The sequence below is a fragment of the Exiguobacterium acetylicum DSM 20416 genome (assembly GCF_000702605.1).
Lineage (GTDB): Bacteria > Bacillota > Bacilli > Exiguobacteriales > Exiguobacteriaceae > Exiguobacterium_A > Exiguobacterium_A acetylicum.
In genome coordinates this window covers 1,667,739-1,683,586 of record NZ_JNIR01000001.1, presented here as the reverse complement: position 1 = coordinate 1,683,586, position 15,848 = coordinate 1,667,739, and the positions used below count along the sequence as shown (strand labels likewise).

General features: G+C 43.8%; 17 protein-coding genes. 12 read left to right on the top strand and 5 right to left on the bottom strand.

Translation table 11 applies throughout. From position 1 onward, the window contains the following. Window positions 1-51 precede the first annotated feature (51 nt). The 3 genes from brnQ to P401_RS0109120 form a co-directional block, all read right to left on the bottom strand. Complete coding sequence (gene brnQ, locus P401_RS0109130; protein ID WP_029342194.1) at window positions 52-1,377, bottom strand: branched-chain amino acid transport system II carrier protein; 1,326 nt, start codon at window positions 1,375-1,377, stop codon at window positions 52-54. Between the two features lie 320 nt (window positions 1,378-1,697). After that, window positions 1,698-2,018 (bottom strand): hypothetical protein, encoded by a 321-nt coding sequence (locus P401_RS0109125; protein ID WP_051656287.1) that lies wholly within the window; start codon window positions 2,016-2,018, stop codon window positions 1,698-1,700. Window positions 2,019-2,265: 247 nt separating this feature from the next. Continuing rightward, window positions 2,266-3,018, bottom strand: a complete 753-nt coding sequence (locus tag P401_RS0109120) for a hypothetical protein (RefSeq protein WP_236627101.1) — start codon at window positions 3,016-3,018, stop codon at window positions 2,266-2,268. 111 nt (window positions 3,019-3,129) lie between these two features. Here P401_RS0109120 and P401_RS0109115 point away from each other — a divergent pair, with 111 nt between their 5' ends. From P401_RS0109115 to P401_RS0109085, 7 genes are all read left to right on the top strand, one after another. Next, window positions 3,130-3,687 (top strand): GNAT family N-acetyltransferase, encoded by a 558-nt coding sequence (locus tag P401_RS0109115; RefSeq protein ID WP_029342191.1) that lies wholly within the window; start codon window positions 3,130-3,132, stop codon window positions 3,685-3,687. An 8-nt stretch (window positions 3,688-3,695) separates the two neighbouring features. Continuing rightward, the gene (locus P401_RS0109110) at window positions 3,696-4,409 is read left to right on the top strand and encodes an alpha/beta fold hydrolase (protein ID WP_029342190.1); all 714 of its coding nucleotides are present in this window, start codon (window positions 3,696-3,698) and stop codon (window positions 4,407-4,409) included. 86 nt (window positions 4,410-4,495) lie between these two features. After that, window positions 4,496-5,587 carry a conserved virulence factor C family protein gene (locus P401_RS0109105; RefSeq protein WP_029342189.1) on the top strand — a complete coding sequence of 364 codons (1,092 nt, stop codon included), beginning with the start codon at window positions 4,496-4,498 and terminating at the stop codon, window positions 5,585-5,587. 360 nt (window positions 5,588-5,947) lie between these two features. Further along, window positions 5,948-6,160, top strand: a complete 213-nt coding sequence (locus P401_RS0109100) for a hypothetical protein (RefSeq protein ID WP_023468866.1) — start codon at window positions 5,948-5,950, stop codon at window positions 6,158-6,160. Between the two features lie 80 nt (window positions 6,161-6,240). After that, on the top strand, window positions 6,241-6,687 hold the full coding sequence (locus P401_RS0109095; RefSeq protein ID WP_029342188.1) for a BsuPI-related putative proteinase inhibitor: 447 nt from the start codon (window positions 6,241-6,243) through the stop codon (window positions 6,685-6,687). 33 nt (window positions 6,688-6,720) lie between these two features. Beyond that, entirely contained in the window at window positions 6,721-7,539 is an 819-nt protein-coding gene (gene nadE / locus P401_RS0109090; RefSeq protein ID WP_029342187.1) for an ammonia-dependent NAD(+) synthetase, read from the top strand. A 115-nt stretch (window positions 7,540-7,654) separates the two neighbouring features. Next, window positions 7,655-8,926, top strand: coding sequence for an FAD-dependent oxidoreductase (locus tag P401_RS0109085; RefSeq protein WP_029342186.1), 1,272 nt, complete (start codon window positions 7,655-7,657; stop codon window positions 8,924-8,926). A 58-nt stretch (window positions 8,927-8,984) separates the two neighbouring features. On the opposite strand, the gene P401_RS0109080 is transcribed toward P401_RS0109085, so the two are convergent. Further along, a complete protein-coding gene (locus P401_RS0109080; protein ID WP_029342185.1) occupies window positions 8,985-9,380 on the bottom strand; it encodes a disulfide bond formation protein B in 396 nt (131 codons plus the stop codon). Between the two features lie 65 nt (window positions 9,381-9,445). Between P401_RS0109080 and P401_RS0109075 the strand changes: the two genes are divergently transcribed. The 5 genes from P401_RS0109075 (at window position 9,446) to P401_RS0109055 (ending at window position 14,872) form a co-directional block, all read left to right on the top strand. After that, window positions 9,446-10,336, top strand: coding sequence for a LysR family transcriptional regulator (locus P401_RS0109075; RefSeq protein WP_029342184.1), 891 nt, complete (start codon window positions 9,446-9,448; stop codon window positions 10,334-10,336). Then, window positions 10,320-11,432 (top strand): N-acetyldiaminopimelate deacetylase, encoded by a 1,113-nt coding sequence (locus P401_RS0109070; protein WP_023468860.1) that lies wholly within the window; start codon window positions 10,320-10,322, stop codon window positions 11,430-11,432. Before P401_RS0109075 ends, P401_RS0109070 begins: the two co-directional genes overlap by 17 nt. Window positions 11,433-11,666: 234 nt before the next feature. Continuing rightward, window positions 11,667-13,064, top strand: coding sequence for a cytochrome ubiquinol oxidase subunit I (locus P401_RS0109065; protein WP_023468859.1), 1,398 nt, complete (start codon window positions 11,667-11,669; stop codon window positions 13,062-13,064). Between the two features lie 12 nt (window positions 13,065-13,076). Then, a complete protein-coding gene (locus tag P401_RS0109060; protein WP_023468858.1) occupies window positions 13,077-14,099 on the top strand; it encodes a cytochrome d ubiquinol oxidase subunit II in 1,023 nt (340 codons plus the stop codon). 104 nt (window positions 14,100-14,203) lie between these two features. Beyond that, window positions 14,204-14,872 carry a potassium channel family protein gene (locus P401_RS0109055; protein ID WP_023468857.1) on the top strand — a complete coding sequence of 223 codons (669 nt, stop codon included), beginning with the start codon at window positions 14,204-14,206 and terminating at the stop codon, window positions 14,870-14,872. A 37-nt stretch (window positions 14,873-14,909) separates the two neighbouring features. Here P401_RS0109055 and P401_RS0109050 read toward each other — a convergent pair whose 3' ends face one another. Next, entirely contained in the window at window positions 14,910-15,686 is a 777-nt protein-coding gene (locus tag P401_RS0109050) for a Cof-type HAD-IIB family hydrolase (RefSeq protein ID WP_029342183.1), read from the bottom strand. Window positions 15,687-15,848 lie beyond the last annotated feature (162 nt).

Below are 15,848 nucleotides of genomic sequence, written 5' to 3'. Positions count from 1 at the left end.
CATTAATATAACCATTTTGTCCATCATACCATAGCGATGAAAGCGGAATCACTAGCTAGCGCGTTTTTGTGTGATAGAAGCACTGGAAACGTGTCCAAACCATGAACTGATACCAAAGGCGATGAGTGTCGGGAATAACCATTCTAAACTTTGATCCACTAAAGGTAAGGATTGATAGAACGTTTTAAGATTTCCCGGGAAAAGCGAAAGTTGATTCAACGCACTACAGAATGAGAAGAAAATCGTTACTCCAAGAGTTGATTGATAAACGACCGATTTACGACGGAACAGATGACGTATGAATGTCAATGCGATCAAGACGATGACGATTGGATAAAGGAACATCAATACCGGAACAGCGATGGATAACAATGTCTGCAATCCGACGATGGATACCGTAAGACCAAGAGCAGTCGTGAAGATACTTGCCGCTTTTAAAGATACACGGTTGGAAATCGTCATCATATATTCTGCAAATGCGGTGACGAGACCAACTGATGTCGTCAAACATGCAAGCAAGATCGCAAGACCAAGTACAGCTAAACCGATTGAGCCGAATGCAGTATTTGCATAATGTTGAAGAAGTGCTGGACCATCAACTTTTCCGATGGCGGCAAATGTGTTACGTCCGATCATTCCAAGTCCGACATAGACGAGAGTCAAAGCAGTGGCAGCGATGATTCCGGCACGAGTGACGACTTTAAATTGTGCTTTTCGTTCATGAACGCCTCGGCTTTTTAGTGTATGCAGTACGACGACCCCAAATACTAAGGCACCGAGTGCATCAAGCGTTAAGTATCCTTGAAGGAATCCTTGAATGAATGCCTGTCCAGTCGTCTCATACGCTTCGTTTGGTGAAGCGACGCTCGAGAGTGGTGAAATGATACTACTGATGCTTAATGCAGCAAGAGCGATTAATAACAAAGGTGTGATGAAACGTCCGATGATCTCAAGTAATTTTCCTGGTCGTAGTACAAGATAGAGTGTAGCAAGGAAAAAGAGACTTGATGAGATGACCAACGTCATTTGTGAAGGAGCACCGAGAAACGGAACGACTCCGAGCTCATACGTGACAACCGATGTTCGCGGAATCCCGAAAAAGGGACCAATCGCAACATAGAGTGCAAACGTCAAAGCAGCACCTACAAAACGAGGGAGTGGTGCAGCAAGTGTTTTGATGCCACCTCCGATAGAGGCAACTGCAAGTAAGCCGAGCAAAGGAAGACCGACACCCGTTACGATAAAACCAAGGATGGCAGGAAGGAACTGTGAACCTGCAAGCGCACCGAGTTCCGGTGGGAAGATGAGGTTACCCGCACCGAAAAATAAAGCAAAAATCATAAATCCTAAAGCAAATGTATCTTTTGTCTTAAACATGTGTTGTCCTCCATTCATCCTAATTTCATAAAAAAAGCCTCATCCACTCAATTTGTGGATAGGCGTCGTTTGCTCAGACGCCTTGTCGAAATGACGAAAAGGGCCTGGATCTTCATTTTCTCAAACGAGAAATGAATCTTCAGTCCCTGCTCTTAATCACAATCAGTCGTTCTTGGATGAGCGTTGCGTGTGTCATGTTTAAAACCTCCTGTTTGAATTTTTCTAAGGATAACATGAAGAATTTAATAAAACAATATTTTCTGAAAATTCACCACCGAATTTTTGAAAATAAATAACGCCTCGAGCAGAGATGACGGTCTCTACTCAAGACGTTTCACGTTACATATCAGCTCGTTGCAATCGAGCGCGTTTTTTTTGTGGCGTTTCAATTTATGGAGGAGCCAAGCGTGAACGACCTCACAGGATTGACGTGGTAACGTCAGTTCAACAAGCGATTCCTGCTGTTGCCCTTTAATGATGAAAAGTCCATTTTCTTCATCGACAGGGGCGATGGTCATTGAACTCGCTTCATTCAGCGACAATTTCACTTCACCGAGTGTCGCATCCTTTAATTTCAGGATGTTCCCATTTGTCGCAAATTTCGTGAATGAGCCAATTCCGTTCACTTTTAACTGATCCATATTGAATTCCTCCTTCTGTTGATTCCAGTACTATCCCTATAAAAAACCGGGTCTAACTTCTATCTTTAAAAGGTTATCCTCATTATAGCGAAGTCTTCACAAGATGCTAGTCTTATTTTGTGTGAAAATTCGAAAAATTTTTTAACAATATTGTCATATGGATAGGAATACCTGTTAAGAGGGAATCGTCATGTGAAATTCAAATAGAACAAAAGCATCCTTTTCTAAAAGAAAAAGATGCTAAAGGTCAATCTAACTCAAAACTCCATTTCTTCTTGCGGCAAACAAGCGTTCCTCGTCGAAGAATCGATTCTTTCTCCGCTTCAAAATCTTCATGTAGTACGCTCATGTCTTCATACCGTCCTGCTACATAGACAGGAATCGTAATATTTCTTGAGAAAACAGACCGTTTTGCACTTTCGAAATCAATCAATACTCCTTCTTTGAGGAGATGACGGATATGAATCATGATTTCAGCTGTTAAGGCGATCGAGGCGACGGATCGTGCGTGCTGACGAAATTTCCGTTGTACGAGGTCGGAGATAAGTTGTTCTAACCGTGACCAATCCTTCAAGTAAACCGAAGCATGAAGACCATCGTGTTCGCTAAAATAAACTAGTTCATTCTCAATCGATTCAAGGAAAGGGAGCGGTGTACCTCGTTTCATATGCATTAAAAATAATAACTCCGCGATTTCGACATCCGTTAATACATCGAGCGAATGGGAGGAGCGAATATCAATAGCAGTCAAAGGATGACGCTGGACATCTGTTGATTGTGAAAACTGTTCGATCTCATGCCCTTCGATGTAATGAAGCATCGTGCGAAACGATTGTTTCGTCTGTTTGAAATCACTTCCTGAAATAAGTAAAGGACGTTTCAAATCGACGGCTGCGGCGAAATCAGAGAAATGTACTCCTGACATCGTCAATCGTTGATTTTCCTCGTCCTCGTATAAGTAAAGTAACGCACTCGACATACCACTTCGCTTCCTTTCCATAACTAACTCCTTCATAATTTAATAGTAGCAAAACTTCGAATTGCCTGAAAGGATATTTACTTCTGAAAACGGGCATACTACATAGAGAAGCATAAAGAGAGGTGATGGAGCATGTGGGGCTTGCGAAAGCCATTCCCGGAATTGCGGACCGAGCGCTTCATATTACGGGAGCTCGAAAACCGTGACGCACGCGAATTGTTTAAAATCCTATCGGACGATAAAGTGATGTACTATTACGGATCAGATCCGCTCGTGACGGTCTATGAAGCTAAAAATGTCATCAGTTACTTTAAAGAACAGTTCACGCACGGTAAAGCGATTCGCTGGGCAATTGCTGATGCGCAAACGAATCAATTGATCGGTACGATCGGATTTCATAACTGGCTATCCCAATACCATCGGGCTGAGATTGGTTTTGAAGTTAGTCAAGACTATTGGCAACGTGGTGTCGCTTCGGAAGCGGCAAGAGCTGTTCTGACATATGGCTTTGAAGAATTTGCTCTCCATCGAATCAGCGCCCTCGTCGCACCTGAAAATCTCGCTTCTAATGCATTGGTTCAAAAATTAGGATTCAAAGCAGAAGGATTACTAGAAGATTATGCATACAGTCATGGCCGTTTCATGGATTTGACGATGTACCGTATGCTCGCATCTGAATGGAAGGGATGAGGTAGTCAATGGAAAAACAAACACTTGTACTCCTGCATGGATTTACAGGAGGAACAGATTATTTTAATCGGGTAGAGGCAAATTTACGACATTCCTTTGATGTATTACCACTAAGTTTACCAGGACATGAGGGACTTGATGTTGGTCCGGATACGATTGAAGGCTTTGCAGAATGGGTCATGCATGAACTTGATCGACGTGGTATCGAAAAGCCGATCATCATCGGGCATTCCTTTGGTGGATACATTACAGCTGCAATCGTAGAAGGGTATGCGGATCAAATCAGTGGATACGGTCTCGTGTACTCGACAGCTAAAGCAGATGATGAACAAGCGAAACAAAAACGAAATCAAAATATCACGCGCGTTGAAGAAGTCGGTGTCAGAGAATTCGTCAATGGTCTTGTTCCGTCCTTATTCGCTGAAGGGGCAGATGAGTTCGCTGTCGCTGAAGCACTTGAAATCGGGTACATGATGACGGTCGAAGGAGCCATCCGTGCGCTTTCTGCAATGCGAGATCGGCGAGATATGACGAAGGTCTTAACGAAAGCAAACGTAAAAGGTGTCATCATTCACGGCACGAAAGATCAACTGATTTCAGAGGAAAGCGCATTTGCACCAAAGAATGATCATCTCATACATCGGTCAACAGACAGTGGACACATGGGGATGTTTGAGACACCGGATGCCTTCGTTGCAATCATTGAAGAAGCATTCAAGTAAGTTTTTGCCCTACGGTCACGTCTGTAGGGCATTTGCTTTGCATTTCAGATTAGATATCTGAAATGATAGAAGTGGAGGGGATACACATGAAAATCGTAGCGATTGAACCAACACCAAGTCCAAATAACATGAAAGTCATCGTTGATGAGGTCTTTTCGGAAAAAGGACAGACATTCGAGCATGCCTTTGGCGCACCGGAACACATTCAGCGATTACTTGAAATACCTGGCGTTAAGTTCGTTTATCAGGTCAGTGACTTTTTATCGATCGAGCGTTATCCGAAATATGATTGGCGTTCGCTTGTCATCGATATACGACGTGCGTTCGGTGAAACGTTAAATGATGTTGAACAGCACGAGACAGATGCTGAGTATGAACCTGTCCATCTGTTCGTGCAGTTCATTTTAGGCGTACCAATGCAAATCAAAGGTGTAAAAGGATTAGAAGAAAAACGAGAAGGGCTGTCGGAACGTTTCCGAGAAGCAGCGCTATTCGTCCAACCATTCGTTCAGAATGTCATTAGCGATCGACGCTGGGTGGAACAAGCACCTCGATACGGTGATCTTGACGAAAGTTTGCGTGAAGTAGCGAATGAGATTGAGATTGCATATCCAGTCGAACGTATCGAACGTCTTAAGTCGCTCGCAGCAGGAGAAGATATTACATTTAGCGGTCAAGCGATTCAATCAACCGATTGGAAAGAACGATTCGCGGCGCTCGATGAACTACCTGTTGAGATGGAATGGGTTCCTGCTTATGCTCGCCTGCTACAGGATGAGAAGATGCAAATTCGACGTCAAGCGATCGTAAAGCTTGGGATGTTCGAAGATCACCGTGAAGAACTGTTAGAGTATTTGACGAGTGCACTGCATGATCCGTCAGGGATTGTGCGTCGGACAGCAGGCGATACGATTTCTGATTGGGCGATGCCAGAAGCTGAACCAATGATGATGGAAGCATTAGCGGATAAAAATAAATTAGTACGCTGGCGAGCTGCTCGCTTCTTGTTTGATGTCGGAACGGAACAGTCGATTCCAAGACTGCGTGAAGCAATCCGAGACCGGGAATATGAAGTAGCTCTACAAGCCGAACTCGCATTGACGCGAATCGAGAGTGGGGAAGAAGCACTAGGAACGGTTTGGCAGCAAATGAATCGAATGATAGATGAAAGTTCATGAGAACTTAAAAAATAATTGCTTGAGAGAATCATTCGACAAAATGAGTCACTAATTGTCTAGGTATATTTTCCCTGTTGTCTAAAAATGCTGGTAAAATAATCAAAATTATGTTGTCATCTTTTTGAAATCGAAATGAAATGTGTTGGAAATGCTTATTAAAACGCTTGCATCTAACAACTAAATCAAGCATTCCAAAATATCCCTGATGAAATTGAAATATTGTTTTGAAATGAAATGTCGAATGACAATTTTCTTCTTTTTTCTGCCCTTTGGTACAGTTAATCTACAATAACGAATTCGAATCATGTAGGTCATCTCTTGGCTGGGCATTATGAATGAGAAAAGGGGAGAATCGGGGATATGTTACTTTTCGCTGAAACAGATTTAGCAGTAGGATACAAGGAACGGACAAAAACAGGGGTATATGTAACGATCGAAACAATCGACAGTCGGACGATTACATTAGTCGCACCAGCAAACGCGGCAGAGGATATTTGTGACGAACTGTTTGCGACAGGATTAGAGCAATTGTTTTCATTCAAGATGAATCCATCGACTTTACCTGTGGCATAAGCGGATAAACGTGCGAGAGAGGAGAATCCTCTCTCGCTTTTTTTTGTGATAAAATTAATAAAGATAAAAGGAGGGATGAGATGAAACGTCTCGTTTTCATTCTGCTACTGCTTACTGTTTGTTTAGCAGGTTGCCAAGAAAAGAAACAACAGGCAACAACAACCACGAACGAACCGATTCAGATCGCAGTCAAAACGACCAAGCAGGACGACATGATGCAATTAGACATATCTTTAACGAATCCAAATGATCATAGTGTGAACGTGACGTATCCTTCCTCACAACGTTTTCAGGCTCAATTGATTGATGCGAAACAACACGTAACGTATGATTTTGAGAAAGAACAAGTTTTCACGCAAGCGATTGAAAAGGATACGTTCACGAAACGTGAAACGAAACAGTATACGGTTGAATTACCAATCTCCTCTTTAGGTGATAGCACGGAAGTTCGCGTATCGACAATCCGTCAATTCAAGGGAGCAAGTGCAAAACAAACGACGGATCGACAAATGATTGATTCAAAATGACGATCAACACAATGTGAAGGAGTGAAGTGATTCATGCAACAAGAAATCATCCAAGTAACAGGAGTAAAGCCTGTCATTGATCCAGCACAAGAAGTAAGCGAGCGGGTAGGCTTCTTGAAGGCGTATCTCAAGCATACTGGAGCAAAAGGATTCGTATTGGGCATTTCAGGGGGACAAGATTCTTCGCTCGCAGGTCGTCTATGCCAACTGGCAGTTGAAGAGTTGCGAAAAGAAGAGGGGAAAGATGTCGCATTTTATGCGGTCCGCTTGCCTTACGGGGAACAACAAGATGAAGCAGACGCACAGACAGCCTTGACGTTCATTCAACCGGATCATTCGCTTCGTGTGAACATTAAACCAGCAGTCGAAGCATCGATGCAGGCGTTCAAAGAAGCGACAGGTGCAGAACTCTCCGACTTTAGTAAAGGAAATACGAAAGCGCGGGAGCGAATGAAAAGCCAGTATGATTTAGCCGCTCATTATGGCTGCTTAGTCGTTGGAACGGATCATGCAGCTGAATTCGTGACAGGATTCTACACGAAACATGGTGATGGTGCATGTGATCTGACGCCATTGACGGGACTGAATAAACGGCAAGGGAAACAACTCTTACGTTACTTGAACGCACCAGAAGTCTTGATTGAAAAAGTTCCGACAGCAGATCTTGAAGAAAACCGTCCGGCACTACCAGACGAAGTGGCACTCGGAATGACATACGAAGAAATTGATGATTACTTGGAAGGTAAGACGATTTCAGAAGCAAGTCAAGAAAAGTTAGAGACGCAGTATAAACGTGTTGGGCATAAGCATCATATGCCGGTCTCACCACTCGATGAATGGTGGAGAGCATAATCAAGAATAAGGAGGCGTGATTTCATGATTGAAATCGCGTCTTTTTTCATGTTCTTCGATTCTTCTTCAATCGTTATGGGAAAAGAAAAGAAATGACGATTGAGGAGGCGGGAGTATGACGATTGGTATCATAGGTGGAGGATTATCCGGCTTGACGGCAGCGGCATTATTCGCAAAACAAGGAACACCGGTCACGCTTTGGGATGCTGGATTACTTGGAGGACGTGCCACCTCTCAAACCGTAAAAGGGTTTACGTTTAATTACGGTGCTCATGCGATTTATGGACGCGATCAATCGATTCTTCGCAAATTAACGAAACAGCTCGGTATCGAAGTGACGTGGTTAGATTTCTCAGCGAGTCGTGCGAAATATGAGTTTTCAGGTCATTTGACGGCAGTTCCTGCGAATGCCTGGGGATTACTAAAAACAGAAGTCATCGAAGGAACGAACAAAGTACGTTTCACATGGGAGATCATTAAAACGATTTTACGAGTCGAACGAGGGGATCCGCTACAATCGATCGGACAATGGTTAAAAACAGAACGAGTCGATGAACAAGTGGCACAGTTGATGCTTGATTTGGCATCAACGAACTTTTTTACGGCAGAACCGGAAAAAATCCCGTCAGACGTCTATTTCGAGTATTATCAAAAACTTTTTCGGACGCGAAAGCCTGTCTCATACATCGAAGGTGGGTGGCAAGGGTTAGTACAGGAGTTGGAACGGATCATCCTAGAGAATCGTGGAGAGATCTTGAAAAAAACAAAAATAACAGCAGTCGAATCGACTATGACAGGATTCTTAGTCCGTGATCGAAAGAAACAAGAATGGAACGTCGAACGGATTATCTTTGCCGTACCACCGCGTGAAATTTTAAAAATGGCGACCCCAACTGTCATTCAACGATTTGTTACACCGTATGCGAGTCATGAACCAGTAGAAGTATTCGTGTATGATCTTGGACTTCACCCGTATATTCAAACACCGTATTCATACATCTACGACCGTTCGCATCGAGCGTTCATCACGGATTTATCGCATTATGATACAAGTCTTGCACCGAAGGATGGTCAAGTCCTTCAAGCAATCGCCTATCTTGAACACGATCGACTTGATGATCCCGATTATATTGGACATGTCCGAACGGGAATCGAACAGATGCTTGACGTTCATTTTGCAGATTGGAGACAACGTATCGTCGCAGAACGAACGATCAAACGAGCAGTCGTACAAGAAATCAAATGGAAAATGGGGCAAACGCCACTTGCGACTCACATTCCGGATCATGCAGGTGTCGTTTTCGTCGGGGACTGGTGTGAAGGTACGGGACAACTCTCAGAGCTTGCGTTCTCAAGCGCCGTCAGCGTCTTCAATCGCTGGACGTGATGTACGATACAAATAAGGAGAAGCTCAAATAGCTTCTCCTTATTTGTATCGTGTTGTCTTACGCTTCATTGTTTGAACGTGCTGGATAGAACGCTAGTACTAAGAGTAATGTAAAGGCAATAAGACTCATCATCGGAATCGTCAAGAAGCCAAAATAGTTGACCCATTTAATGAGACAGCCACTCGTACATAACGCTTCGCCATCGGGTAAGCGCTCAAGGATGACGTGGTACAAGGCGACACCAAAGCCGGCAAGCACATACAGGCGGACGAAGAGCGGATCAATCGTTTTCGACCGGAATAGCGAGATGAGCAAATAAAAGGCTGTCGTATACATGAATAGTCGTTGCCACCAACAGAGCGGGCAGGGAATGAATCCGCGAATTTCACTGAAATAGAGACTGCCAAGCGTTGCAATCGTTGAGATGATGAACATAAAATGATAGCGTGTCATATGTATCGTCCTTTCTAACGTGTTAAACTAATGCCATCTTATATCATGAGGAGTCGAATCTCACATTGCAAGTGTCGGAAATGGAAATGTTGATCACCTTATCGGAAGAATTGAATATGAGGCGCGCTGCTGAACGATTATTCGTCTCGCAACCTGCACTTAGTCAACGTCTCGTTGCGATTGAAAGACGCTGGGGAACAAAATTATTCATTCGTTCATCGCGTGGGTTAAGCATCACACCACAAGGAGAAAAAGTAATCGGTCTCGCAAAAGAGATGAATCGGAAGGAACTCGAGTTAAAAAGTGAATTGACAGCAGAAGAAGGTGCCGTTTATGGGACGCTTCGGATTGCCGTCGCTTCCATCATGGGGCAATACTGGCTCCCGCGTGTCTTAAAACGATTCGTTGAGCGTTATCCGCATGTCCGTGTCCAGCTTGTCACGGGTTGGTCGAGTGAGATGATGCGTCATATGTTAGAGGAACATTTTCATATCGGGATCATTCGTGGAAACCCGGACTGGAAAGGTGTCAAAGAACGTCTTTTCTCGGATCCGCTCTATTTAGTCGATAGTGAGCTGACGTCGATTGAACAATTGCGCGTGACGGATCGACCGTTCATCCAGTTCAAGAGTGATTCGACATACTACCAAGAAATTTTAGAGTGGTGGCAAGATCGGTTCGCAAGCCCCCCCTCTCGGACGCTGGTCGTCGATCAAATCGAGACATGCAAGCAGATGGCTCTACATGGAATTGGATTTGCGATTTTACCCGAGTCGACGATCCAGCAATCAAATGAAGTCATGCAGCTTCCGTTAAAAACATCGTCCGGAAAGATATTAAAGCGAGATACATGGATCTTGTCTACGGAATCGATGCTTGAGCTGAAACAAGTTCAAGCATTTTGGGACATCGTAAAAGAAGAAGGAGGAAGTCAGTCAGATGGAATACGCCATTGAAATGCGGCGCGCGCTTCATAAAATACCAGAACCAGGGTTCAAGGAATTTAAGACGCAAGCTTTTATATTGGAACAAATTCGTGCTTATCCACCAGATCGTGTCACGTATGACACGTTTGAAACGGGTGTTTTCGTTCGAGTGAAAGGATTGACTGGGAATCGGACGATTGGGTACCGGGCAGACATTGATGGGTTACCGATCGAAGAAGCGACAGGTCTTCCATTTTGCTCGGAACATCCAGGCTTCATGCATGCCTGTGGTCACGATATGCACACGTCGATTGCGTTAGGATTAATGAAACGAATCATTGAATTGCCGGTCATGGATGATGTCGTCTTTTTATTCCAACCAGCGGAAGAAGGTCCGGGCGGGGCAGAACCGATGATTAAAAGTCCGTTGTTTGAAAAATATCGTCCAAGTGAGATGTATGGTCTTCATGTCGCACCGGAATATCCAGTCGGTACGATTGCGAGCCGTCCTGGCGTCTTGTTCGCGAGTGCTCGAGAAGTCCATATCACGATCTATGGTCAAAGTGGTCACGCGGCATTTCCTCATTTGACGATTGATACAGTCGTTGCGCAAGCAGCCTTGATCATGCAATTGCAAACAATCGTCAGCCGATCCATCAATCCGATGAACTGTAGCGTCATCACGATCGGAAAGGTCGATGCTGGGATTCGGGAAAACGTCATCGCCGGTAGAGCTGTTCTTGACGGAACGATGCGCGCACTCAATGGAGAAGACATGGAAAAACTGGAACGACGCGTTCGTGACATCATCCGGGGAATCGAAGCTTCGTTCGGCGTCAAGATTGATCTACAATTCGGAAATCGTTATTACGAGGTCGTCAATGACCGACACATCGTTGATAAATTCTCATCATTCGTCAAGATGAATGCGAACTACATCGAATGTGATGCAGCAATGACAGGAGAAGACTTTGGATTCATGTTGAAGGAAATTCCAGGAATGATGTTTTGGCTCGGAGTCGATAATCCGACATCTGGACTTCATCAACCAACTTTGAATCCAGATGAATCCGCAATTCCATTTGTGATTGATTTACTCGACCATTATTTCCGAGAATACGTTTAAAAAGTTTTATGAAATAATGAAGGACATACTGCTTTCCCTTTCGAAATCAAGAATGGGAAAGCTTTTTATATATGTAAGAATAGGAGTTTTCGAACATTTTGTGAAAAAAATCACGTGCACATGTGAACAATTTGTTACATCAAACATTATAAACAGACATAAAGGGTTATGTTCTCTATGATACGGTTATAGACCATATAGAGAAGTATGTTTTAGGAAGAGGGGGCTATATACATGTTCAATGATCCCGTATTGCTCAGTCGATTGTTGACAGGGCTCACATTAGCGTTTCACATTATATTCGCGACGATTGGCGTCGGGGTACCGCTCATGGTACTCGCAGCTGAATTCATCGGTCTGAAACGCAAAGATCCGGATTATATTTTATTAGCAAGACGGTGGACGCGTGGATACGTCGTTACCGTCGCAGTCGGTGTCGTGACAGGGACGGCAATTGGATTGCAATTATCACTACTTTGGCCGTCACTCATGCAAGTGGCTGGTCAAACGATCGCATTACCGCTATTCATGGAAACATTCGCATTCTTCTTTGAAGCGATTTTCCTCGGTATTTATCTGTACACGTGGGATCGGTTCAAAAACCCATGGTTACACTGGTTGATCGGGATTCCGGTCGTCATTGGTGCGACAGCATCAGCATTCTTCATTACGACGGTCAACTCTTTCATGAACTCACCAGAAGGGTTTAAGATCGTCAACGGAACGCTAACGCAAATCGAACCATTAAAAGCAATGTTCAATACAGCAACACCTACAAAAGCAACACACGTCATCGTATCGGCTTATTTAACAGTCGCATTCATCTTGGCGGCAATCGCGGCGTTCCACTTACTCCGCAAAAAAACACTCTCAGCAGCGGAGACGGCTTATCATAAAAAAGCTCTTCGTCTCACTGTCATGGCCGGTTTGATTTTTGCCTTCTCGACGGCACTTGTCGGAGATTTCTCAGGGAAATACTTGGCAAAATACCAGCCAGAAAAACTTGCAGCTGCTGAATGGCATTTTGAAACGACAAGTGAAGCCGAGTTGATCTTTGGTGGGATACTTGATCAGCAAGAAGACGGCAGTTATGAAATTAAGGGAGCCGTCAAAATCCCATATGCACTTTCAATTCTTGCAGGTGGAGCTCCAGATACAGAAGTTATTGGTCTAAATGAGTTTGCTAAAGAAGATCAAGCACCGCTGATCGTTCACTATTTCTTCGATATCATGGTCTCGATTGGTATGTATTTGGCTGCCATCTCTGCGTTGTTCATCTTGGCATTCCGTTTGAAAAAATTGAATCCGTATAATAAATGGATTTTAAGAGGTGTCTTCATCGGTGGACCTCTAGCGATGATTTCAATTGAAGCAGGTTGGATGTACGCTGAAATTGGTCGCCAACCTTGGACACTTTACGGCATCATGCGGACTGCAGATGCGGCGACGACGTCAACTGCTGTTGGTCCGATGTTGATTCTATTCAGTGCCTTGTACTTGATGCTTGGTACGATTTGTACAGTCGTATTATTACGGATGTTCAAGAAAAACCCGGTTGGTAAAGAACTTCAAGAACTTGCTGAAAACCACCACGCGCGTGGGGAAGCTATGTTCGTGGATGATAACAAGTAAGGAGGGAACGATTTGGACGTTCAAACACTAGGAATTACGGTCCTTTGGACTTTCCTGTACGGATATCTCATCGTTGCCTCAATTGACTTCGGTGCTGGATTTTATGCCTTTTATTCAAAATATACGAAGCGGGATCATTTAACGAATCGATTGATTCTTCGTTATCTCTCACCAGTGTGGGAGGTAACGAACGTCTTCTTCGTATTCTTCTTCGTCGGACTAGTCGGGTTCTTCCCGGATACCGCTTATTATTTCGGTACGGCACTGCTTGTGCCAGCCTCAATCGTTCTTGTATTGATTGCAATTCGCGGTAGCTTCTATGCATTTGCCAATTATGGATCAAACGACAGCATGTTCTATACGTTCTTATATGGAGCAACTGGTCTATTGATTCCGGCGGCGATGTCAACGACATTGACGATCAGTCAAGGTGGTTTTATTCGTAAAACGAATGAAACAGTCGAGTTTTTAGGAACAAAATTATTTACGAACTTTTACTCTTGGTCGGTCGTAGCACTCGCTATCGTATCCGTCCTCTATATCAGTGCGATGTTCCTTTTGTTCTACGCAGATAAAGCGAAGGATGAAGGGGCTACTCCGCTAATTCGTAAATGGGCACTCTTCTGGAGTGGTCCGACGATTCTTGTCTGTGCACTCGTCTTCTTTGGATTGAAAAATCAAGCGGCATGGCACTATGAGAACATCTTAAACGGGAACTGGTGGTGGTTCGCTGCTAGTTTCATCTTCTTCCTCGTTGCGGTAACACTCGTCTACATGAAGAAGAATTACGGAATTGCCTTCGTCGCGGTCATGTTACAGTATGGAGTGGCATGGTTTGGTTACGGTTATACGCACTTACCATATATCTTGTATCCATATATCGATATCAACAAAGCGGTCGTTAACGAAACAATGGCTTCCGCACTCGTCGTCGTCTTCATCTTCGGACTCTTACTCTTGATTCCGGCGTTGTACTTGATTTTACGACTCTTCTTGTTCGATAACGATTATGTGCGTGGGAAATCCTCAAAATAATGGATGAATAAACGCCTCTGCGAATCGCAGGGGCGTTTATAGTATTTTTAAAATGAATCGGGTACACTACTAAGGAAGAGCGATTGTGAAGGAGAGTTGTGAAAATGAATGGAGAGTTTGCAGTAATTGGACTAGGGCGCTTTGGTGGCTCGATCGTCCGAGAACTATCAAAAAATGGTTATGATGTTTTAGCGATTGACTCCGACGAGGAGCGCGTCAATGAATTCATGGGAATTGCGACGCATTCCGTCATCGCGGACACGACGGATGAGAATGTCTTAAAAAGTCTAGGAATCCGAAACTTCGATCATGTCATCGTTGCCATCGGGGAAAATATTCAAGCATCCATCTTGACGACATTGATTTTAAAAGAGCTCGGGGTACAATCGATCACCGTTAAAGCGACGAACGATTACCACGAAAAAGTATTACGAAAAATCGGAGCAGATTTCATCGTTCACCCAGAACGGGATATGGGCGTCCGAATTGCGAACGGTTTAATGAGTTCAAATATTCTTGACTATCTCGACTTATCTCAAGAATTTTCGATCGTTGAAATTAAAGTTAGTGATCGGATGGCGAAACAAACATTGATTGATCTCGATCTACGGAGCAAATACGGGGCGAACGTCGTCGCCATTAAACGTGGAGAAAACGTTCTGATTTCTTTACAAGCTGATGAAATGATCGAAAAAGGAGATTATCTCGTCGTCATTGGTGAAAATGAGGATCTCGACCGTCTAGAGCGCGCGATTCATAAAGTGAAGAATTAAAAAAAGCTGAGGCATGCCTCAGCTTTACATCTACTTATTAAATCAGTTGGAACTCTTTTAATCCGTGTGCGATCCCGTCTTCGAGAATCGGTTTCGTGACGTAATCAGCAGCAGCTTTCGTTTCTGGAAGTCCGTTGCCCATCGCAATACCGGTTCCAACGTAGCGGAGCATCTCTAGATCGTTTAAAGCATCACCGAATGCAAAGGTATCTTCGCGGCGAATGTTCGTCAATTTCAGGAATTGTTTGATCCCTTCTGCTTTCGAAGAACCGACATTGATGACATCCATTGCGTGTGGGTGCCAACGAATGAAATCGAATGCGTCATACCGTTTAACATAATCCGCTTCTTCTTCGGCCGTACAGTAAACGAGCGTTTGGAAAACATCATGCGATAAGAAAGCTTCTTCATCGTGAATCGGTAATGGCATGTCGAGATCGCCGAGCGAATCTACGACATGCGTGTCATTTGATTTCGTCGTGAAGCCTTTTGTTTCACCAAGATAAACGAGTGTATGCCCGTTTTCTTTCGCTTGCTGCGTTAAATGCGTTAAATCCGTCTTCGGTTGTGGACGTTTGTAGATGATTTCATTTTGATGAACGACGATTTGCCCGTTATAGCCGATAATCGTATCGATGTTGAGTAGTTCACGGATTCCAGACAACATCGCAGGTCCGCGTCCAGTTGCGAGCGCTACATAAACACCATTTTCTTGAAGCTTACGAATTGCCTGTTTTGTTGATTCCGGAACAAAATGACCATCATGCAATAAGGTTCCGTCGATATCGAAAAAGACGACTTTCTGATTTGCCATGGTTTCACCTTCTCTTTTTAATTGGTCGAAATGACCTGTTCATGTGAAAGTATAGCATAACCAAAAGCGTGTTGCCGGAAGGGAACATGCCGAATAAGGATGAAAAATAGTCCATGTATCGTGTATACTGTACTAAGGACAAAAAACAATGTACTGATAAGG